Origin of the sequence: Enterovirga rhinocerotis (assembly GCF_004363955.1) — a bacterium.
Taxonomy (GTDB): Bacteria; Pseudomonadota; Alphaproteobacteria; order Rhizobiales; family Beijerinckiaceae; genus Enterovirga; species Enterovirga rhinocerotis.
Window position 1 is genome coordinate 750,370 of sequence record NZ_SNZR01000011.1, and the last position, 19,932, is coordinate 770,301.

Consider the following 19,932-nt stretch of genomic DNA (forward strand, 5'->3'; position numbering starts at 1 on the left):
AGGGCTTCGAGTTCGGGCCACACGCTCGCGCATGTGGCCCTCAGTCGCTACGACGCGTCGGTGCTACTTCTTCACCAGCGGGCATTCGCTCTCGGAGAGGGGGCGTGCGGATTCCTCGGCGGGGATGGTGGCGACCACCTTCATCAGGTCCCACTCGCCCTTCGATTCCTCAGGCTTCTTGGCTTCGAGGAGATACATCTCGCGCATCACGCGCCCGTCATCGCGGATCCAGCCGTTCTTGGTCATGAAGTCGTTGATCGGCAGCTTCTTCATCGCCGCGACGACCGCGGTCGCCTCGTCCGTCCCGGCCTCCTTGACCGCCTTCAGATAGTGCGTCGCGGCGCTGTAGACGCCGGCCTGCATCATCGTCGGCGGCTTGCCGTGCCGGGCCTGAAAGCGCTTGGAGAAGGCGCGGGTTTCGTCGTTCTGATCCCAGTAGAAGGCCTCCGTGAAGATGAGGCCCTGCGCGTCCTTCAGCGTCAGCGAGTGAATGTTGTTGAGGAGCACGAGCAGCCCCGCCACCTTCTGGCCGCCCTGGACGATCCCGAACTCGGCCGCCTGCTTCATGGTGTTGACCATGTCGGTGCCGGCATTGGCGAGGCCGATGACTTTCGCCTTCGAGGACTGGGCCTGGAGCAGGAAGGAGGAGAAGTCGGGTGTGTTGAGCGGCGCCCTGACCGCACCGACGACCTTGCCGCCCATCTGCTTCACGATGCCGGCGGCGTCCCTCTCGAGCGAATGGCCGAAGGCGTAGTCGGAGGTGATGAAGTACCAGCTGTCGTAGCCCGCCTTGGTCAGCGCACTGCCGGTCGCCTTGGCGAGCGCGTAGGTGTCGTAGACCCAGTGGAAGCCATGGGTCGTGCAGGCCTTGCCGGTCAGCTCGGTGGTGCCGGCGGAGGTGCCGATCGAGATCTTGTTCTTGTCCTTGGCGATCCCGTGGATGGCGATGCCGACGGCCGAGTTGCCGGGGCCGATGATCACGTCGACGGCCTCGGTGTCGTACCAGCGCCGGGCGAGCGTGAGCCCGACATCGGTCTTGTTCTGCGGATCGCCGTCGACCATCTGGATCGGCTTGCCGAGGACCGTGCCGCCGAAGTCTTCGATGGCGAGCTTCGCGGCGACGACGTCGCCGGGTCCGTTCTGGTCGGCGAACGGCCCCGACATGTCGGCCATGATGCCGAGTTTGACGACGTTGTCGGAGACCTGAGCGGCTGCGGGGGCTGCGGCGAAGGCAGCTCCCACGGTCAGTGCCGCGGCAATGCGCTTGAGATTCATTCGTTCCCTCCGGATCGCGCTCGTTGGCGGCGCGATTCAGTTCGATAGACGCGTTCTCTCGCGCTGGCGAGAGCGTGTCGGCGTCACAGACAGTCTGACAATTCGGGTCTGTTTGGCAAGAGGGGTTGTCGGAAGTCGGTCATCGGAAATCGCGCCGTCAGGCGCCGAGGTGGTCGACGCCGTTGCGGTGCGGCCCGTTCACGCCTGCGACGGCATCGGCCTTACGACGCAGGTCCGTTCGTTCCGACCATGAACTGAGCTCTCGCGAGTTCCGCGAAGCGTCCGCCGCGAGCGACCAGCTCGTCGAACGAGCCGTTCTCGATCACCCGTCCTGCATCGAAGACGAGGATGCGGTCGGCGTTGCGGATCGTCGCGAGGCGGTGAGCGATGACGAAGGTCGTGCGACCGCGCATCACCTCGTCGAGGGCGAGCTGGAGTTTGCGCTCGGTCGCCGCATCGAGGGCACTCGTCGCTTCGTCCAGGACGAGGATCGGCGGGTTCTTCAGAAGTGCGCGGGCGATCGAGAGCCGCTGGCGTTCGCCGCCGGACAGAGAGCGTCCACGCTCGCCGATGACCGAATCGAGGCCGTCGGCCTGGCGCAGGATGAACTCGGATGCCTGAGCGCGCTCCAGCGCCTCGCGCATCTCGGCCTCCGTTGCCTCGGGGCGGCCGACGAGCAGATTCTCGCGGATCGAGCGCGCGAAGAGCATCGGCTCCTGGAACACGACGCCGATATTTCGGCGGAGCGAGGAAAGGCTGATGTCCCGGATGTCGATCCCGTCGATCCGGATGACCCCCGATTGCGGATCGAAGGCGCGGTGGAGAAGGCCGAGCGTCGTCGATTTGCCCGAACCGGTCGAGCCGACGAGGGCGATGTTCTGGCCTGGCTCGACCGCGAAGGAGACGTCCGCGACGGCCGTGCGCTTGCCGTCATAGGAGAAGGAGACGTCCTCGAACGCGACGGCTCCGCCGAAGCGGTCGACGATCCGCGCGCCGGGCTTGTCCCGGACGGTCGGAGCGGTGTCCAGCACCTCGAAGAACTCGGCCATCTTCGGGGCCTGCATGAACAGCTGATTGACGAAGCCGACGACCTGTTCGAGCCGCCCGATCAGCATGGTCGCGATCGACATGAACATGACGACGTCGCCGATCGTGGCCCGGCCGGTGAGGTTCAGATAGGTGCCGAGGAGGAAGATCGAGGTGACGGTCAGGGTCGCGGAGGCTCGCGTCGCGATCGAGGCGAGCGCCCACCAGGACAGGACCGGCGTCTGCGCGGCGAGGAGCTGGCTGATGGTCGTGCGAAGCTCCCGCGATTCCGCCGCGGCCCGCGTGAAGGACTGGATCACGGGAACATTGCCGAGGGCGTCGGACGCCTGTTCGGCGAGGCGCGAATGGTAGTTCTCGACCCGGCCCTGCAGCGTCTCTGTCTTGCGCAGGACGTAGGCCGTCAGCGCCGTGAACAGCAGCACGAGGATGACCAGCAGGAGGCCCAGGCGCCAGTTCAGGAACAGCGTCAGCGGCAGCAGGACGCCCAGCGAGACGAGAGCGGCGAAATGATCGCGGAAGAAGCCGAGCCAAAGCCAGGCCATCCCGTTCGAGCCCTCCAGCATCACCTTGAGCACGCGGCCCGAATGGGTGGAGGTGTGGAAGGCCAGGGGCAGTTCGAGCACGTGCTCGAAATAGCTCGCCATGACGGCGAGGCGGCGTCGGTGGGAGAGCCGGTCCGCGTGGAGTGCGACGAGGACGCCCGCTCCGATGGTGAACAGGCCGAAAGCGACCCAGGCCAGGATGAAGGGCAGGATCGCTCCGAACTTGATCGGAGCCGGGGCGCTCGCGGATTGCGTGAGGAGGTCGATGATCCGGCCGAACAGGATCGGCTCGGCGAAGGCCGCGACCGCGAGCGCGATATTGGCCAGGGCCAGGACGGCCCCGATCCTGAGGTCCGATCCGAGCTGCTTCAGCACCCGGCCGTAGAGACGGATCAACGACATCGGCGCAAGCGACTCCTTGACGCGACCATGCCGGGCGGGAGGCGCGCGTTCAAGCGGGCAATCGGAACGCGCTGTGCGTGTCGCCGAGAGGCCCCGCACCTCCCGTTGGGCTGCCGCGACGGCGGGCGCTTCTTGACTTCGCGGCGCCTGTCGGGCGTTGGTCCCGGCCAAGAAGCGGAGGAGCGAAGTGCGAGGCGAGACAGAGGAAGGCGCGTTCGGTCCCGTTTTCGCGCCGGCCGAGACGACCGTCCCGTTCGACCGGGTCCGGTTCTCGGAATATCTGGCCCGCCAGGGCCTCGCCTATGATCCGAATGAGGCTCTGCGGCAATTCGCAGGCGGCCTCGCCAACCGGAACTACCTCGTCACCATCGACGGCGCGCCGGCGGTGCTGCGCCGTCCGCCGGAGGGGGACCTGCCGCCCGGCGCGCACGACATGCGGCGCGAGAACCATATCCTGTCCCGCTTGAGCAAGGCGCTCCCCTTCGTGCCGGAGGGGCTGCATTACTGTGCCGACCCCGGCGTGATCGGGGCGCCGTTCCAGCTTATCGCCTATCGCCGCGGCCTCGTGATCCGGGGCGATGACATGTCGCCGCTCGCGCACCGGCCGGACGCGCCCGGGCGCCTCTCCGCCATGCTGGTCGAGACGCTGGCTCGGCTGCATGCCGTCGATCCCGCCTCGGTCGGGCTCGACGATCTCGGCCGTCCCGCGGGCTTCATCGAGAGGGGCATCGCGGGCTGGGCCAAGCGCGGCGGGCTCGTGACCGAGGGAACGCCGGCGGCCCGGATGGTCGAGGAGGTCGCGTCCCGGCTCGCCGCACAACGCTTCGCCGAGCGCGCTCCGACCCTGCTCCATTGCGACTTCAAGCTCGACAACGTGATCCTCGATCCGGTTTCGCTCGGACCGAACGCCGTGGTCGACTGGGACATGGGCACGCGCGGCGATCCTCTCTTCGACCTTGCGACGATGCTGAGCTACTGGGCGCAGCCGGGCGACCCGGACTGCATGCTGCGGCTGCATCAGATGCCGACGACGCAGCCGGGCTTCCTCAGCCGCCGTGAGGCGGCCGAGCTCTATGCCTCCGCAACGGGGCGCGACATCTCCGATCTTCCCGCCATGCTGGTCCTGTGCCGGCTGAAGCTCGGAATCATCTTCCTGCAATTGCATCGCCAATGGGTCACGGGCGCCGTGACCGATCCGCGTTACGAGGCGTTCGGCCGGCTCGGCGCGGATCTCGTTGCGCATGCGGCCGATCTCAGCCTCAAACCGGAACTTTGACATGTCATCGCCATCCGCCTCGACCATGAGCTTCGCTGTGCCGCCGGAGGATGCGGCCCTGGCCGAGCGCGTCCTCGCCTTCGTCCGCGAAAAGGTGGTCCCCTACGAGAACGATCCGCGCTGGGGAGCCCACGGCCCGTCGGACGAACTCCGCATCGAACTCAACGACCTCGCGCGGGAGGCTGGCGTGTTCGCGCCGCATGCGCCGAAGGATTGCGGCGGGCGCGCGCTCTCGCATGTCGGTCAGGCGGCGGTCTTCACCGCGGCCGGCTATTCCATGCTCGGGCCGATCGCGATCCATTGCGCCGCGCCGGACGAGGGGAACATCAGCCTCCTCGACAAGGTGACGACGCCCGAGCAGCGCGAACGCTTCCTGAAGCCGCTCGCGACGGGCGCCATGCGCTCCTGCTTCTGCATGACCGAGCCCGCGCCCGGCGCCGGCTCCGATCCCAGCCAGCTCAAGACGACGGCCCGGCGCGAGGGCAATTCCTGGGTCATCGACGGCCTGAAATGGCTCATCACCGGCGCGCATGGCGCGGGCTTCGCCATCATCATGGCGAAGATCCAGGGCGGGGAGGGCGACGGGCGCGCCACCATGTTCCTCGCCGATATGAGCGAGCCCGGCATCCGCATCGAGCGCACGCTGGACAGCCTCGATTGCTCCTTCACCGGTGCCCACGCCGTGGTGCGGTTCGACAATCTGCGCCTGCCGGCCGATGCCGTGCTCGGCGAGGTCGGGGAGGGCTATCGCTACGCCCAGGTGCGCCTCGCACCCGCGCGCCTGACCCATTGCATGCGCTGGCTCGGCTCGGCGATCCGGGCGCAGGAGATCGCCTCGCGCTACGCCGCGACCCGCACCGCCTTCGGCAAGCCGCTCGGCGAGCATGAGGGCGTCTCGTTCATGCTGGCCGACAACGCCATGGACATCCACGCGGCCCAGCTTGCGATCTGGCATACGGCCTGGACCCTGGACCAGGGCCACCATGCCGGCACCGAAAGCTCGATGGCGAAGGTCATGTGCTCGGAGGCCGTGTTCCGTGTGGCCGACCGCTCGATGCAGATCCTCGGGGGGCTCGGCACGACGCGCGACACCATCGTCGAGCGCATCTTCCGCGACGTGCGCTCGTTCCGGATCTATGACGGCCCGTCCGAGGTGCACCGCTGGGCGATCGGCCGCCGGATCGTGAAGGCGGCGTCGAAGTAGGATTTCGACGGCGCGGACACATCTCGGAGGGAGGCGCGTCGGGGCCGCGCCTCCCTCGCCGAAAGAGGAAAGCCGGGCCTGCGGGCGAAAGCCGGGCCTGCTTGTCCATATTTTCCCCGGTCCCTACAAAACCCTGCAATCGGGAAAACGCCATGCGCTTCAACGGGACCGAGTCCTATGTCGCGACCGACGACCTCAAGGTCGCGGTCAATGCCGCCATCGTGCTGGAGCGGCCGCTCCTCGTGAAGGGAGAGCCGGGGACGGGCAAGACGGTGCTCGCCGAGGAGATCGCCAGCGCGGTGGGTGCGCCGCTGCTCACATGGCATGTGAAGTCGACGACCAAGGCGGCCCAGGGCCTCTACGAGTATGATGCGGTCTCGCGCCTGCGCGATTCTCAGCTCGGCGACCCGCGCGTCTCGGAAATCGGCAACTACATCCGGCGCGGCAAGCTATGGGAGGCCTTCGCCGCCGAGAAGCGGCCGGTTCTGCTGATCGACGAGATCGACAAGGCCGATATCGAGTTCCCGAACGACCTCCTGCTCGAGCTCGATCGCATGGAGTTCTACGTCTACGAGACGGGTGAGACCATCAAGGCCGCGCAGCGTCCGATCGTCGTGATCACCTCGAACAACGAGAAGGACCTGCCGGACGCGTTCCTGCGGCGGTGCTTCTTCCACTACATCCGCTTCCCGGATTCCGAGACGATGAGCAGGATCGTCGAGGTGCATTATCCCGGGATCAAGCGGCGGCTGGTCGAAGAGGCCCTGCGCCTGTTCTTCGAGGTCCGCGACGTTCCCGGGCTGAAGAAGAAGCCGTCCACGTCGGAATTGCTGGATTGGCTGAAGCTGCTGATGGCGGAGGATATCGGCCCCGAGCAATTGCGGGAACGCGACCCGCGCAAGCTGATCCCACCGCTGCACGGCGCGCTTCTGAAGAACGAGCAGGACGTCACGCTCTTCGAGAAGCTGGCCTTCATGAACCGGCGCGAGGCTCGCTAGAGCCGCGCCTGTCGTGATGGCCCGGCGGGAAGCCGGGCCATCCGGTCGTGATTCCCGCTGAGGTCAGCAGCGGGTGGTGGTCTTCGACGTGGTGTCGCCGTCCTCGTTCGTGCGGGTCGTCGAGCGTGTCTCGCACCCCGTCACGCTGCCGGTCGTCTCGGTCGAGCGGCGGGTGATCTCGCCGTCTTCCGTCTCCCGCGTCACCGTCGTCTTGTCGCCGAACGGCGTTTCCGTGCGCTTGATCGTCGTCGTGTCCTGCGCCACGGCGCCACCGGCAAAAGCCAGAGCGGCAAAGGTCAAGGCGATCCTCTTCATCGTCGTCTCCCCGATCTTCAAAGATGCGGGGCAACGTCGAGCTGGTAGCTCCGTTCCCTGCTCGGGTCGTGAGCTCTGCCACTCAAGACGAATCGTCGAACGGTATGCCGGATCGCCGCTCCGATCGAGGCGAGGACGCGTCTCTCGTCCTCATCTGCTTGCGCCGGTCGGATTAAGCTTCGCCGTTACTCCCGGCGGATCGTTTCATCCTGTACGGAACGTGACGATCAGAAGCGCATGCCCATGCCGGGCCGACCGCTGGGGCTCATCATCGGTGCCGCCCCGCCGGTGGGACCACTGCGGCCTTCCCGGTCGAATTCCTCGGGCACGTAGCGGTTGGGGCGGTCGAACGACGCGGAGGAGCCCGAGGCCGCCGGGGCGCCCTGGTTTTCCGAGCGCTTGCGCGCAGGCTTCCTCGCCTTGCTCTTGGTGGCTTTCGGTGCCGGATCGCTCGCCGAGGGCGGCATCGGCATGGACGACAGCGGAGCCGTGTTCTGAGCCGCAGCGGTGCCGATCCAGCCACCGAGAAGGAGTGCGGAGAAGGCGGCGAGGCCGCCCGCGGGAATTCGAACCATGGTCATCTCCGGCCGCCGGCCGCGGCACTTGCCTGAGGGATAGCACGCGAAGGGCGGCGCGAAGATGGCGGCGTCTTCAGCATGGTGTCGATTTGGCGGGACATAGCGGCGCGGATTGCACCGGCGTCCTTGTTTTCGGGTTGTCACGCCCCTAGTTTGCCACCAACACCGAAACGAGCGCGGTTGCACGCGCGCAGGAGGTCGCCATGGGTGGCGTGAGCATTTGGCATTGGGTCGTGGTCGGCGTCGTCGTGATGCTGCTCTTCGGGCGCGGTAAGATTTCCGAGCTGATGGGCGACATGGCCAAGGGCATCAAGGAGTTCAAGAAGGGGATGGCCGACGAGCCGGCCGCCTCGCAGCAGCCTCCGGCGGCGCCCGAGGCATCGCGCCCGCTGGAGCATCGGCAGGACGGCACTGCGGATGTCGCCACGCCTGCTTCGAGCTTGGCAGACCGCAAGCTCGGCTGATATCGCGGCCCGATCCAACCTGAAGGCGCCGCGCGGAGAAGCTCGGGCCCGCGTGAGACCCTGCCATGTTCGACATGAGCTGGGGCGAGATCATGGTGATCGGCGGTGTCGCGCTGATCGTGATCGGCCCCAAGGACCTGCCCAAGGCGCTACGCACCGTCGGCCAGATGACGGCGAAGGTGCGGCGCATGGCTGGCGAATTCCAGAGCCAGTTCTCCGAAGCGATGCGCGAGGCTGAGCTCGAGGACGTCAAGAAGGAGATGGAAGGGCTGAACCGCGATGTCTCTTCGGCGGCGTCGGGAGTCAGCACCTTCAACCCGATCCAGACCATCCGTGACGAGCTGAAGGGCGCCGTCGAGTCGAACCCGACGAAATCCGCGGGGACGGGCGATTGGTCGGCAGTGCCGCCTCCGGCCGATCCGCCACAGGATGTCTCGATCGATTCGGACCCGGCGAAGGCCGCAGGCACGGGGGAATGGACGCCGTTGCCGGAGCCTCCGGCCGCGCCCCTCGTGGATCAGGCCACGCTCAATCCGGACACCGCCGCGCCCGACATGATCGATCCCGAGGTTCAGCCGCTCGTGCCGCTTCCCGCGGATGAAGCGCCGCTGCCGACGCCGGAGCCTGTCGCGTCCGGCGATGTCGAACACAAGGCCGAGCCGGACACCGCCGAGCCCCGGGAGAAGCGGGCATGAGAACCGAGGCGGACGAGGCCGATATCGAAGCGTCGCGCGCGCCGCTCATCGATCACCTGATCGAGCTGCGCTCACGGCTGATCAAGGCGATGATCGCCTTCATCGTGATGTTCTTCCTGTGCTTCGCGGTCGCCAAGCACATCTACAACATCCTCGTGCAGCCCTATGTCTGGGCCGTGGGCAAGGATCACGCGCCGCTGATCTACACGCACGCGCTCGAGTTCCTGTTCACCCAGATCCAGGTCGCCGTCTTCGGCGCAGGGTTCCTCGCCTTTCCCGTCATCGCGACGCAGATCTACAAATTCGTCGCGCCGGGGCTCTATAAGAACGAGCGGCAGGCGTTCATGCCGTTCCTCGTCGCGACGCCGGTCCTTTTCGTCGTCGGCGCCATGGTGGTCTATTTCATCGCCATGCCGCTCGTGATGCGCTTTGCCGTCGGCATGCAGCAGCTGGGCCTGGACGAGGGCGCCGCGCAGATCCAGTTCCTGCCGAAGGTCAACGAGTACCTCTCGCTGATCATGACGCTCATCTTCGCCTTCGGCATCTGCTTCCAGTTGCCCGTGATCCTCACGCTTCTGGCGCGAGCGGGCATCATCGATTCGGCCTTCCTGAGGGAGAAGCGGCGCTACGCGATCGTGATCGTGTTCGTGATCGCAGCGATCCTCACGCCTCCGGACGTGATCAGCCAGCTCGCGCTCGCGATCCCGACCCTCCTTCTCTACGAGGCCTCGATCCTTGCGGTCGTGATGTCGGAGAAGAAGCGCGCGACCGAGCGGGCCGCCGAAAGCGCCGCCGAGTAGCGGCGCGCCATCGCCCCTGCCGATGGGCGGGGGCGATCCCCATATGGGCGGGGGTCATTCACAGGAACGACGATGCCGCTTCGCCACGTGTTTCGTTTTGCCTTGGCGTTGGCTGCCACGGCAGCCGTCACGGTTCCCGCTGCGGGGCAGGAGCCGGATCCGATCTTCAAGAAGTCGACGGTCTGGCGCCCACTCACGCCGAACGACAAGCTCGCCGTGTACGGGATCGACGATCCGCTCGTGGACGGCGTCGCCTGTCACTACACCGTGCCGGAGAAGGGCGGAATCAAAGGCGGCCTCGGGTTTGCCGAGGAGGTCTCCGACATCTCGCTCGCCTGCCGCCAGATCGGGCCGGTGAAGTTCAAGGCGAAGTTCGACCAGGGCGAGGTCGTCATCAAGGAGCGACGGTCGCTGATCTTCAAGACGATGCAGATCGTGCGCGGCTGCGATGCCAAGCGCAACGTCCTCGTCTATCTCGTCTATTCGGATCGCGTGATCGAAGGCTCGCCGAAGAACTCGACCTCGAGCGTGCCGATCATGCCCTGGGCGCCCGAAGGCACGGCGCCCCGCTGTGCGGACTGGGTGAAGGGGTAGGGCGAGCCGAGCGCGCTCTTACGGCGCGCAGGTCACGGAGATGGGACGGCGGCTCGGCTCGATCGATCCCGTGGTCTCGACATCGACAGGGCCGAAGGACGCGGAGCGGCGGAAGCCCTGGGCCTCGCACCACGCATCGGCCATCACCTGGCCGCAGGCCGAGCCGGAATTCAGGCATTCGGCGACGCCATAGCCGTCATTGGCCGGAATGACGAAGGTCGGCCCCCTCGAGGAGGCGGCTTCCGTGGGGGAGGGCAATACGCTGAAAGCGACGGCCCCGCCGATGACGGCGAGTCCGAAACCCATGATCGCGAGCGACCGTCGCTTCATGAACAAGTCCTCAATCCCACCCGCGAGTTCCGGCCATGTGTGGCGGACATCGCCTCAATAAAGACTTAAGTGATGCGGGCTTTCCGACGCCCGCTTCGCTTGTCGCGACCTCGCCGCCCCCCGCCGAAGCGCGGGCTCGTCTTGACGCATGGATGTGGGAGGGGCAATCGCCGCGGGACCTTGCGGGGTGGTTTGGCGCGTGGGTGTTGCCCGTTTGCACCCTCCCGCCGCCCCTATCTCAGGAGACCGGTCCGCCATGCTGCGGCTTACGAACACGCTGACGAGGACGAAGGACGTCTTCACGCCGATCGATCCGGCCAATGTGCGGATGTATGTGTGCGGACCGACCGTCTACGACTTCGCGCATATCGGCAACGCGCGCCCGGTCATCGTCTTCGACCTGCTGTTCCGCGTGCTGCGCCAGCTCTACGGCGCCGAGGCCGTCACCTATGTCCGCAACATCACGGACGTCGAGGACAAGATCAGCGCCCGCGCCGCGCGCGACTTCCCGGACCTGCCGCTGAACGAGGCCATCGGCCGCGTCACCCAGACGACCGAGCGGCAGTTCCATGAGGACGTCTCGGCCCTGGGCGTGCTCACGCCCGAGCGGGTGAACCGTCCGGGCGCGCGCGTCGCCATGATCGAGCCGCGCGCGACCGAGCATATCGACGAGATGCGCGCGCTGATCGACAGGCTCGTCTCGTCCGGCCATGCCTATGTCGCCGAAGATCACGTCCTCTTCCACGTCCCCTCGATGCCCGATTACGGCTCGTTGTCGAACCGGCCGCTCGACGAGATGGAGGCCGGCGCGCGGGTGGACGTCGCCCCCTACAAGCGTTCGCCGCTCGACTTCGTGCTGTGGAAGCCCTCCTCGGCGGACCAGCCGGGCTGGCTGTCGCCGGCCGGGATCGAGCGTCCGGGGCGGCCCGGATGGCATATCGAGTGCTCGGCCATGTCCTGGAAGCACCTCGGCGAGACGTTCGACATCCATGCCGGGGGGCTCGATCTCATCTTTCCCCATCACGAGAACGAACTCGCTCAGTCCCGCTGCTGCTTCGGGACGTCGGTTATGGCGAATGTCTGGCTCCACAACGGCTTCCTCCAGGTCGAGGGGGAGAAGATGTCGAAATCGCTCGGCAACTTCGTCACGATCCGCGAGGTCCTGAAGGACTGGCCGGGGCCGGTCGCCCGCTTCAACATGCTGCGCACGCATTACCGCCAGCCCATCGACTGGACGCTTCGCGGCCTCGAGGAGAGCGACCGCATCCTGTCGGGCTGGCTCGACCGGGACGATCTCGACGTCGGCGGGCAGGATTTCGCGCCGAACGTGCTGGACGCGCTCTGCGACGATCTCAACACGCCGAAGGCCATCGCCGCGTTGCACGCGCTGGACCGGGCGGACGACCGGCATGGGCTCGGTGCGAGCCTGCGTGCGTTCGGCTTCGCCCGCTACGAGCGCTCCTGCGCAACTCCCCCGATCGACGAATCCCTCATCGCCGACCTGATCGATCGCCGTCTCGTGGCGCGCGCCGCGAAGGATTGGGCCGAATCCGATCGCATCCGGGACGAGCTCAAGGCGCTGGGGATCGTGCTCAAGGACAATAAGAACGGCACGACCACCTGGGAGGTCGCCCGATAGGGCAGGGAGCGCTGCCCGCCTCTCTTGCCCTATCGCGTCATCCGCTCTATAGGCGCGCGCATTCCACACGCGGTGCTGGCCTCATGATTCAATGAGGCGTCCCGGTGTCCGGCATCCGCCGGACCATCGCTCCGCGGCGGCATAACCGGAGAATATTGAACGTGGCTCTTCCCGATTTCACCATGCGCCAGCTCCTCGAGGCCGGCTCCCATTTCGGCCACCAGGCTCATCGCTGGAACCCGAAGATGTCGACCTACATCTTCGGCACCCGCAACAACATCCACATCATCGACCTCGCCCAGACGGTGCCGATGCTGCACCGCGCGCTCCAGGCCGTGTCCGACACGGTCGCCAATGGCGGTCGCGTGCTCCTCGTCGGCACGAAGCGGCAGGCGTCCGAGGCGGTGGCCGAGGCGGCGAAGCGCTCGGCCCAGTATTATGTGAACTCCCGCTGGCTCGGCGGCATGCTCACCAACTGGAAGACGATCTCGGGCTCGATCAACCGTCTGCGGTCGGTCGACGAGACGCTGGAATCCGGCGGCCAGGGCCTGACCAAGAAGGAGCGTCTGATGCTCTCCCGTGAGAAGGAGAAGCTCGAGAAGGCGCTCGGCGGCATCAAGGACATGGGCGGCCTGCCGAACCTGATCTTCATCATCGACACCAATAAGGAGTCGCTGGCCATCAAGGAGGCGCAGCGCCTCGGCATTCCGGTCGCGGCGGTCGTCGACACCAATTGCGACCCCGAGGGGATCGCGTTCCCGGTTCCGGCGAACGACGATGCGGGCCGGGCCATCGCGCTCTATTGCGACCTCGTCGCTCGTGCCGCGATCGACGGCATCGGCCGCAGCCAGGGCCATTCCGGCATCGACCTCGGGGCATCCGAGGAGCCGATGATGGAGGTGCTCCCGGAGGCTCCCGCCGCCGCGGCCGTTGCGAACGATCCGGCTCCCGCCGGCGAAGAGGTTCCCGAGGCTCCCGCCGAGGAATTCGAGCTGCTCACCGCTCCCCGCGGCGCGCCCGACGACCTGACCAAGCTGACGGGCGTCGGCCCCCAGGTCGACAAGAAGCTTAACGATGCCGGCATCTTCCACTACTGGCAGATCGGCGCGATGAAGCCCGAGGACGTCACCAAGCTCGATGCCGAGCTGAAGCTCAATGGCCGCATCGAGCGGGACGGTTGGGTCGCCCAGGCACGCAGGCTCATCGAAGCCGCCTGAGGCCGCTTCGACCACCGCGAATTCCAGAAGCCGGCGCATCCCGCCGGCTTTCGACCATTTGATGAAAGGACAAGAACGATGGCGACGATCACCGCCGCGCTCGTGAAGGAGCTTCGCGAGAAGACCGGCGCGGGCATGATGGACTGCAAGAACGCTCTGGCCGAGGTCGACGGCGACATCGAGGCCGCGATCGACTGGCTGCGCAAGAAGGGCCTCGCCAAGGCGGCGAAGAAGGCCGGCCGCACGGCGGCCGAAGGCCTCGTCGCGGTCGAGAGCCCCGGCCATTCCGCGACCGTCGTCGAGGTGAATTCCGAGACCGACTTCGTCGCGCGCAACCAGGACTTCCAGGCGTTCGCCCGCGAGGCCGCGAAGATCGCGCTCAACACCGACGGCACGATCGAGGCGTTGGAAGCGGCCCATTTCCCGGGCTCCACCACCACGGTGAAGGACAAGCTCCAGGAGCTCATCGCCACGATCGGCGAGAACATGACGCTCCGCCGCGTGACGAAGCTGACTGTCGGCAAGGGCTACGTCGCGAGCTACGTCCATGCGCCCGTGGCCGAAGGGCTCGGCAAGCTCGGCGTTCTCGTCGCGCTGGAATCGGAAGGCGACGTGGATGCGCTCGCCACGCTCGGCAGCCAGATCGCCAAGCATGTCGCGGCGATGAACCCCGCGGCCGTCGATGCGGCCGGTGTCGACGCCTCGACGCTCGAGCGCGAGAGCGCCATCCTGCGGGAGAAGAACGCCGGCAAGCCGGATCACGTTCTCGCCAAGATCGTCGAGAGCGGGCTGAAGTCCTTCTATAAGGAGAACACGCTCCTCGATCAGCCGTCGGTCATCCCGGATCACGACGGCAAGACCTTCTCTCAGCTTCTGAAGGAGGCCGAGTCGAAGCTCGGCAAGCCGGTCGCCATCAAGGGCTTCGTGCGCTACGCCCTCGGCGAGGGAATCGAGAAGGAAGAGACCGATTTCGCGGCCGAGGTGGCGGCGCAGTCGGGAGTTGGCAAGAAGCCCGAGTAGGGCAGGCGCCAAGCGATACGACATCGAATGGGAGGGCGGCCGTTGGCCGCCCTTTCCGTATATGCGGCGGGCGGAGGGGTGATCCGTGGCGGACAATATCAAGCGCGTTCTGGTGAAGCTGTCCGGCGAGGCGCTGGCGGCTCCGGATGGCTACTGGCTCTATGCGCAGACGCTCGCACATCTCGCGACCGATCTCGCGGAGACGACCGGCCAGGGCTTCGAACTGGCGATCGTCATCGGTGGCGGAAACATCGTGCGGGGCGCACGCATGAGCCAGGCGGGCTGGATCGACCGGCCGACGGCCGATTCGATGGGCATGCTCGCGACGGTCATGAACTCGCTAGCGCTCGAGACCGCGCTCAATGCCGCCGGCGTGCCGGCCCGCACCATGTCGGCGGTCTCGATGCCGACGATCTGCGAGACCTATGCACGCCAGCCGGCGCTGCATCATCTCGACCGCGGCCAGGTGGTCCTGATCGCGGGCGGAACGGGAAATCCGTTCTTCACGACCGACACCGCGGCCGTGTTGCGCGCCGCGGAGCTGCGCTGCGACGCGGTCCTCAAGGCCACGCAGGTCGACGGGGTCTATTCGGCCGATCCGAAATCGGATCCGACGGCGACCCGCTATGACCGTCTGACGCACGACGAGGCGATCGCCCGTGACCTGAAGGTGATGGACATGGCCGCCTTCGCCCTCGCGCGTGAGAATCGGCTGAAGGTGATCGTCGGATCGGTCCATGCGCCGAGTTCGGTCGCCGCGATCCTGTCCGGAGCCAGTCCCTCGACCATGGTCGCGCCCTGAGGTGCGGCCCGACGGCCCTTGATGACCGCACGGCTCGCGCGTAATCGGGGCCGACACTTCGACGAGAATAAAAAGCCATGGCTGTACCGACTTTCGATTTGTCCGATCTCAAGCGGCGCATGCAGGGCGCGATCGCCTCGCTGAAGCACGATCTCGGCAGCCTGCGGACGGGGCGCGCATCGCCGTCTCTCGTCGAGCCGATCCATATCGATGCCTACGGCCAGTCGCTTCCGATGAACCAGGTTGCGACGGTCTCGGTGCCCGAGCCCCGGTTGCTGTCGGTCCAGGTGTGGGATCGCGGCATGGTCTCGGCCGTCGAGAAGGCGATCCGCGAATCCGACCTCGGTCTCAACCCGCAGACCGAGGGCCAGGTGATCCGCCTGCGCATTCCGGAAATGAACGAGCAGCGCCGCAAGGAAATGGTGAAGGTCGCCCACAAATACGCCGAGGAGGCGCGCGTCGCCGTGCGCCACGTCCGTCGGGACGGGCTCGACGTCCTGAAGAAGCTTCAGAAGGACGGCCATATCGGCGAGGACGACGAGAAGCGTCAGTCGGCCGATGTGCAGAAGGCGACCGACGAGGCCGTCTCCGAGGTGGACAGCGTGGTGTCCGCAAAGGAAAAGGAAATCATGCAGGTCTAGGATCGGCCTTGACCGAGGGTCTGATCAACTGATGTCCCTTCCATCACAGCGCGTCGAGCTCCCGGCCGGGGAGCGCGATCGCAACCCGACCGACGCCTCCGCGCCGATCCCCGCGCATGTTGCCATCATCATGGATGGGAACGGCCGCTGGGCCGCGCAGCGCGGATTGCCGCGCGCAGAAGGACATCGCCGCGGTGTCGCGGCGGTCCGACGCGCCGTGCGCGCGGCGACGGAGATGGGCGTCCGCTACCTCACCGTCTACGGTTTCTCGACCGAAAACTGGCGGCGCCCGCCTGACGAGGTCGCGGATCTGTTCGGCCTCCTCAAGCGCTTCATCCGGCACGACCTCGCGGAGCTTCACGATGCGAATGTCCGCGTGCGCGTGATCGGCGACCGCGCCGGGCTGAGCTCCGACCTGGTCAGCCTGCTCGACGAAGCGCAGGATCTCACGCGGCGGAATACCGGCCTGACGCTCGTCGTTGCTTTCAATTACGGCGGCCGCCAGGAGATCGCCCGCGCGGCCCGTGCCCTGGCGCGCCTCGTCCGCGCGGGGCAACTCGATCCCGAGGCGATCGATGCGGAGATGCTGGGTGCCGCGCTCGACACGCGTGACATCCCGGATCCGGACCTCGTCATCCGCACCTCCGGCGAAATGCGGGTTTCGAACTTCCTGCCGTGGCAGACGGCCTATTCGGAGTTCGTCTTCCTGCCGGATTTCTGGCCCGACTTCGACGAGCGCACCTTCCGGGGGGCCGTCGACCAGTTCCGCGGGCGTGACCGCCGCTTCGGCGGTCGGGGCGCGCAGGCTGTCTGACTCGATGACCGTGCTGGATTCGGGCGGGACGCGGCCTCCGGGGGCGTCCGAACTCGCGTTGCGTATCGGGTCCGCGATCGTGCTGGGGGCCGTCGCGTTGATCTCGGCCTGGATCGGAGGGGCGGTGCTGGCGCTCGTCTGGCTCGGTGCCGCGATCGCCGTCGCAGCCGAGTGGGTGACGATCACCTCGATCGCCCGGCGGCGCCTCGTCATCGCGCTGCTCGCGGCGATCCTGGCCTGCCTTCAAATATCCTACCTGACGCGCGGGGGTGCGGAGGACAGCCTGTTGCCCGTGCTGTCGGGCGTCGGGGTGCTCCTGGCGGTCGTCGCGCTGGTCGTCGTGGCGCGCAGCCGGCGCGACCGGCTCTGGATCTGGGGCGGCCTGATCTACGCCGCCCCCCTCGCCATCGTGCCGGTGCTTTTGCGGCTTCATCCGACGGCGGGGCTCTGGCTGCTGCTGTGGATGTTCGCGGTGGTTTGGACGACGGATGTCGCTGCCTATTTCGTGGGCCGCGCGCTTGGCGGCCCGAAATTGTTGCCGGCGGTCAGCCCGAAGAAGACGTGGTCGGGCTTCGTCGGCGGGTTGTTCGGCGGCAGCTTTGCCGGCCTCGGGCTTGCGGCCTTCGCCTTGTCCGACAGGGGGATCCACGCCGGCGAGGTCGCGGCGGTCGTGGCGCTCTCGGGGCTCGCGTCGCTCGTGAGCCAGGCGGGCGATCTCGCGGAATCGGCGATGAAGCGCCATTTCGGGGTCAAGGATTCGGGCCACCTCATCCCGGGCCATGGCGGCTTCATGGATCGGCTGGACGGCTTCGCCGCCGTCGCTATCCTCGTCGCGATCGTGATGCCTTTCGTCGGCGGCTTCTGGTAAGGCGCTTCATGGCTGACCGCATCACCATCCTCGGCGCGACGGGTTCCATCGGACAATCGACGGCCGACGTCCTGCGCGGGCATCGCGAGCGCTTTTCCGTCGCGGCGGTCGTCGGGGGGCGCGACGCGCAGGCCCTGGCCGCGATGGCGATCGACCTCCGGGCCGAGTTCGCGGCCCTGTCGGATTCATCGAAGCTCCCCGCTCTGCGCGAAGCCCTCGCCGGGACGGGAATCGCCTCGGGCGCCGGGGCGGCGGCCGTGCGGGAGGCCGTCGATCGCGAGGCCGATCTCGTCGTCGGGGCCATTTCCGGTGTCGCCGGCCTCGCGCCCACGCGCGATGCCTTGAAGCCCGGCCGCAAGCTCGCCCTCGCCAACAAGGAAAGCCTCGTCTCGGCGGGAAGCGCCTTCATGCGCGAGGCGGCCCGGCAGGGTACGACGATCCTGCCGATGGATTCGGAGCATAACGCGCTCGCGCAGGCGCTGACGGCCGGCCATCCGGACGATGTCGACTCGCTGACCCTCACCGCGTCGGGCGGCCCGTTCCGCACGTGGACGGCCGAGGCGATGCGCGATGCGACGCCGGCCCATACGGCCAAGCATCCGACCTACTCGATGGGTGCCAAGATCAACGTCGACTCGGCGAGCCTGATGAACAAGGGGCTCGAACTGATCGAGGCCCACCATCTGTTCGGCATGTCGCCCGAGCGGCTCGAGGTGGTCGTGCATCCGCAATCCATCATCCACGGCCTCGTCCATTGGCGGGACGGTGCGGTGACGGCGGGCATGGCCCATCCGGACATGCGGGTCCCGATCGCCCACTGCCTGGGCGTCGATCGCAGGCTTGCGACAAAAGTGCCGCGTCTCGATCTCGCCGCGATCGGCGGCTTCACCTTCGAGGTGCCCGACTCCGATCGCTTCCCCTGCCTGCGGCTTGCCCGCCAAGCGCTCGCCGCCGGAGGCGCCTTGCCGACCGTGCTGAACGGCGCCAACGAGATCGCCGTCGAGGCCTTCCTGGCCGGGCGCGTCGGGTTCATGGACATTCCGCGGATCGTCGAAGCCGCCTGTGACTGGGCGGCCGGGACGTCATACGCGGCGCCCGCGACCGTCGAGGAGGCCTTGGCCCTCGACGGGGAGGCGAGGGCGGTGGCATCGAGGGCTCTCGACGGGGCAGGGGGGCATCCTCCGGCACCTGAGCGGCCAGCGGATATCAGGAGTATATAATGGACGCGCTGGTGCCGGTGCTGGGAAAGCTCGGCGGGATGCTGGTGTATCCGGCCGCGTTCCTGTTCGTGCTGACGATCGTCGTGTTCGTGCACGAATGGGGGCATTTCTGGATCGGCCGCCTGTGCGGGGTCGGGGTCGAGGTGTTCTCGATCGGCTTCGGGCCGGAACTCTGGGGCCGGAACGACCGGCACGGGACCCGCTGGAAGATCTCGGCGATCCCGCTCGGCGGCTACGTCAAGTTCGTCGGCGACATGAATGCCGCGAGCGTTCCGGACGAGACGAGCTTCTCCGGGATGAGCGAGGCGGAGAGGCGGATCAGCTTCCATCATCAGGCCCTCTGGAAGCGAGCCGCGATCGTCGCGGCGGGGCCGCTCGCGAATTTCCTGCTCGCCATCGCGATCTTCGCCGTCGTCACCTTCGTGAACGGCCGGCAGGTGCTGCTGCCCCGCGTTGAATCGGTGCAGGAGGGTTCCGCTGCCGCTGCCGCCGGGTTCCAGCGCGGCGACCTGATCATCTCGATCGACGGCCGCCCGATGCCGAGCTTCGCCGAGGTGCAGCGCATCGTCTCGACGAGCGCAGGCGACAGCCTGACCTTCCTCGTCGAGCGCGCCGAGCGCCGCATCACGCTCGTCGCCACGCCTGCCCGTCACGAGGTGGACGTCCCCGGCTTCCCGAAGCAGCGGATCGGCCTCCTGGGCCTGCGGGGGTCGAGCGATCCTGCCGACCGCAGCTACGTGCGCTACGGGCCGATCGATTCCGTCGGCATCGGCGTCAAGGAGACGTGGAACATCATCGACCGGACGGTCCATGTCATATCCCGACTTGTCCGCGGCAAGGAATCGCCCGATCAGTTGTCGGGGCCGATCGGCATCATGAGGGTGTCGGGAGAGGTCGCCTCGAGCGGCGGCCTCGGCCCCCTGATGGGACTGATGGCCATACTGTCCGTCTCCATCGGGCTCCTGAATCTCTTCCCCGTCCCTCTGCTGGATGGGGGGCATCTGATGTTCTATGCGATCGAGGCGGTGCGCGGCCGGCCCCTCAGCGATCGCGCTCAGGAAATCGGGTTCCGTATCGGGCTGGCGCTGGTGGTGATGCTGATGCTGTTCTCCACTTGGAATGATATTGTTCACCTTGGCGCATCATTTACGGGCCGCGGGACGTGACTTGAAGGCAACGCCGCCGGAAGAA

General features: G+C 67.2%; 21 protein-coding genes. 16 read left to right on the top strand and 5 right to left on the bottom strand.

Going from position 1 to position 19,932, the window contains the following annotated elements:
- Nucleotides 1-63 precede the first annotated feature (63 nt).
- Nucleotides 64-1,275: an ABC transporter substrate-binding protein gene (locus tag EV668_RS04090; protein ID WP_133768556.1), complete on the bottom strand. Its 1,212-nt coding sequence runs from the start codon at nt 1,273-1,275 to the stop codon at nt 64-66.
- Nucleotides 1,276-1,496: 221 nt separating this feature from the next.
- On the bottom strand, nt 1,497-3,266 hold the full coding sequence (locus EV668_RS04095) for a glucan ABC transporter ATP-binding protein/ permease (RefSeq protein WP_133768557.1): 1,770 nt from the start codon (nt 3,264-3,266) through the stop codon (nt 1,497-1,499).
- Nucleotides 3,267-3,453: 187 nt separating this feature from the next.
- Here EV668_RS04095 and EV668_RS04100 point away from each other — a divergent pair, with 187 nt between their 5' ends.
- The 3 genes from EV668_RS04100 to EV668_RS04110 all read left to right on the top strand — a co-directional run bounded on the left by EV668_RS04100 (nt 3,454) and on the right by EV668_RS04110 (nt 6,744).
- Nucleotides 3,454-4,542 (top strand): phosphotransferase family protein, encoded by a 1,089-nt coding sequence (locus tag EV668_RS04100; RefSeq protein ID WP_166652330.1) that lies wholly within the window; start codon nt 3,454-3,456, stop codon nt 4,540-4,542.
- 1 nt (nt 4,543) lies between these two features.
- Complete coding sequence (locus EV668_RS04105; protein ID WP_245512831.1) at nt 4,544-5,746, top strand: acyl-CoA dehydrogenase family protein; 1,203 nt, start codon at nt 4,544-4,546, stop codon at nt 5,744-5,746.
- Between the two features lie 152 nt (nt 5,747-5,898).
- Nucleotides 5,899-6,744 (top strand): AAA family ATPase, encoded by an 846-nt coding sequence (locus EV668_RS04110; protein WP_133768559.1) that lies wholly within the window; start codon nt 5,899-5,901, stop codon nt 6,742-6,744.
- Nucleotides 6,745-6,807: 63 nt separating this feature from the next.
- On the opposite strand, the gene EV668_RS04115 is transcribed toward EV668_RS04110, so the two are convergent.
- Nucleotides 6,808-7,059, bottom strand: a complete 252-nt coding sequence (locus EV668_RS04115) for a hypothetical protein (protein WP_133768560.1) — start codon at nt 7,057-7,059, stop codon at nt 6,808-6,810.
- Between the two features lie 227 nt (nt 7,060-7,286).
- Nucleotides 7,287-7,634: a hypothetical protein gene (locus EV668_RS04120; protein WP_133768561.1), complete on the bottom strand. Its 348-nt coding sequence runs from the start codon at nt 7,632-7,634 to the stop codon at nt 7,287-7,289.
- A gap of 206 nt (nt 7,635-7,840) precedes the next feature.
- Here EV668_RS04120 and EV668_RS04125 point away from each other — a divergent pair, with 206 nt between their 5' ends.
- From EV668_RS04125 to EV668_RS04140, 4 genes are all read left to right on the top strand, one after another.
- On the top strand, nt 7,841-8,101 hold the full coding sequence (locus tag EV668_RS04125; RefSeq protein WP_133768562.1) for a twin-arginine translocase TatA/TatE family subunit: 261 nt from the start codon (nt 7,841-7,843) through the stop codon (nt 8,099-8,101).
- A 65-nt stretch (nt 8,102-8,166) separates the two neighbouring features.
- Nucleotides 8,167-8,796 (top strand): Sec-independent protein translocase protein TatB, encoded by a 630-nt coding sequence (gene tatB, locus EV668_RS04130; protein ID WP_133768563.1) that lies wholly within the window; start codon nt 8,167-8,169, stop codon nt 8,794-8,796.
- Nucleotides 8,793-9,596, top strand: coding sequence for a twin-arginine translocase subunit TatC (gene tatC, locus EV668_RS04135; protein ID WP_133768564.1), 804 nt, complete (start codon nt 8,793-8,795; stop codon nt 9,594-9,596). The genes tatB and tatC overlap by 4 nt, the downstream gene beginning before the upstream one ends.
- Before the next feature lie 72 nt (nt 9,597-9,668).
- Nucleotides 9,669-10,190: a CreA family protein gene (locus EV668_RS04140; protein WP_133768565.1), complete on the top strand. Its 522-nt coding sequence runs from the start codon at nt 9,669-9,671 to the stop codon at nt 10,188-10,190.
- An 18-nt stretch (nt 10,191-10,208) separates the two neighbouring features.
- Here EV668_RS04140 and EV668_RS04145 read toward each other — a convergent pair whose 3' ends face one another.
- Entirely contained in the window at nt 10,209-10,520 is a 312-nt protein-coding gene (locus EV668_RS04145; protein WP_133768566.1) for a hypothetical protein, read from the bottom strand.
- A 256-nt stretch (nt 10,521-10,776) separates the two neighbouring features.
- On the opposite strand from EV668_RS04145, the gene cysS reads away from it, so the two are divergent.
- The 9 genes from cysS to rseP all read left to right on the top strand — a co-directional run bounded on the left by cysS (nt 10,777) and on the right by rseP (nt 19,907).
- A complete protein-coding gene (gene cysS, locus EV668_RS04150) occupies nt 10,777-12,159 on the top strand; it encodes a cysteine--tRNA ligase (RefSeq protein WP_133768567.1) in 1,383 nt (460 codons plus the stop codon).
- 161 nt (nt 12,160-12,320) lie between these two features.
- Complete coding sequence (locus EV668_RS04155; RefSeq protein ID WP_133768568.1) at nt 12,321-13,376, top strand: 30S ribosomal protein S2; 1,056 nt, start codon at nt 12,321-12,323, stop codon at nt 13,374-13,376.
- 78 nt (nt 13,377-13,454) lie between these two features.
- Nucleotides 13,455-14,396 (top strand): translation elongation factor Ts, encoded by a 942-nt coding sequence (gene tsf / locus EV668_RS04160; RefSeq protein WP_133768569.1) that lies wholly within the window; start codon nt 13,455-13,457, stop codon nt 14,394-14,396.
- A gap of 85 nt (nt 14,397-14,481) precedes the next feature.
- Nucleotides 14,482-15,198 carry a UMP kinase gene (gene pyrH / locus EV668_RS04165; protein WP_133768570.1) on the top strand — a complete coding sequence of 239 codons (717 nt, stop codon included), beginning with the start codon at nt 14,482-14,484 and terminating at the stop codon, nt 15,196-15,198.
- A gap of 77 nt (nt 15,199-15,275) precedes the next feature.
- Entirely contained in the window at nt 15,276-15,839 is a 564-nt protein-coding gene (gene frr / locus EV668_RS04170; protein WP_133768571.1) for a ribosome recycling factor, read from the top strand.
- Between the two features lie 31 nt (nt 15,840-15,870).
- Nucleotides 15,871-16,653 (top strand): isoprenyl transferase, encoded by a 783-nt coding sequence (locus tag EV668_RS04175; RefSeq protein ID WP_133768572.1) that lies wholly within the window; start codon nt 15,871-15,873, stop codon nt 16,651-16,653.
- Nucleotides 16,654-16,657: 4 nt separating this feature from the next.
- Nucleotides 16,658-17,521, top strand: coding sequence for a phosphatidate cytidylyltransferase (locus EV668_RS04180; RefSeq protein WP_133768573.1), 864 nt, complete (start codon nt 16,658-16,660; stop codon nt 17,519-17,521).
- Between the two features lie 8 nt (nt 17,522-17,529).
- Nucleotides 17,530-18,741 (top strand): 1-deoxy-D-xylulose-5-phosphate reductoisomerase, encoded by a 1,212-nt coding sequence (gene dxr / locus EV668_RS04185; RefSeq protein ID WP_133768574.1) that lies wholly within the window; start codon nt 17,530-17,532, stop codon nt 18,739-18,741.
- Nucleotides 18,741-19,907, top strand: coding sequence for an RIP metalloprotease RseP (gene rseP / locus EV668_RS04190; protein ID WP_133768575.1), 1,167 nt, complete (start codon nt 18,741-18,743; stop codon nt 19,905-19,907). The genes dxr and rseP overlap by 1 nt, the downstream gene beginning before the upstream one ends.
- The last annotated feature ends 25 nt before the right edge of the window (nt 19,908-19,932 follow it).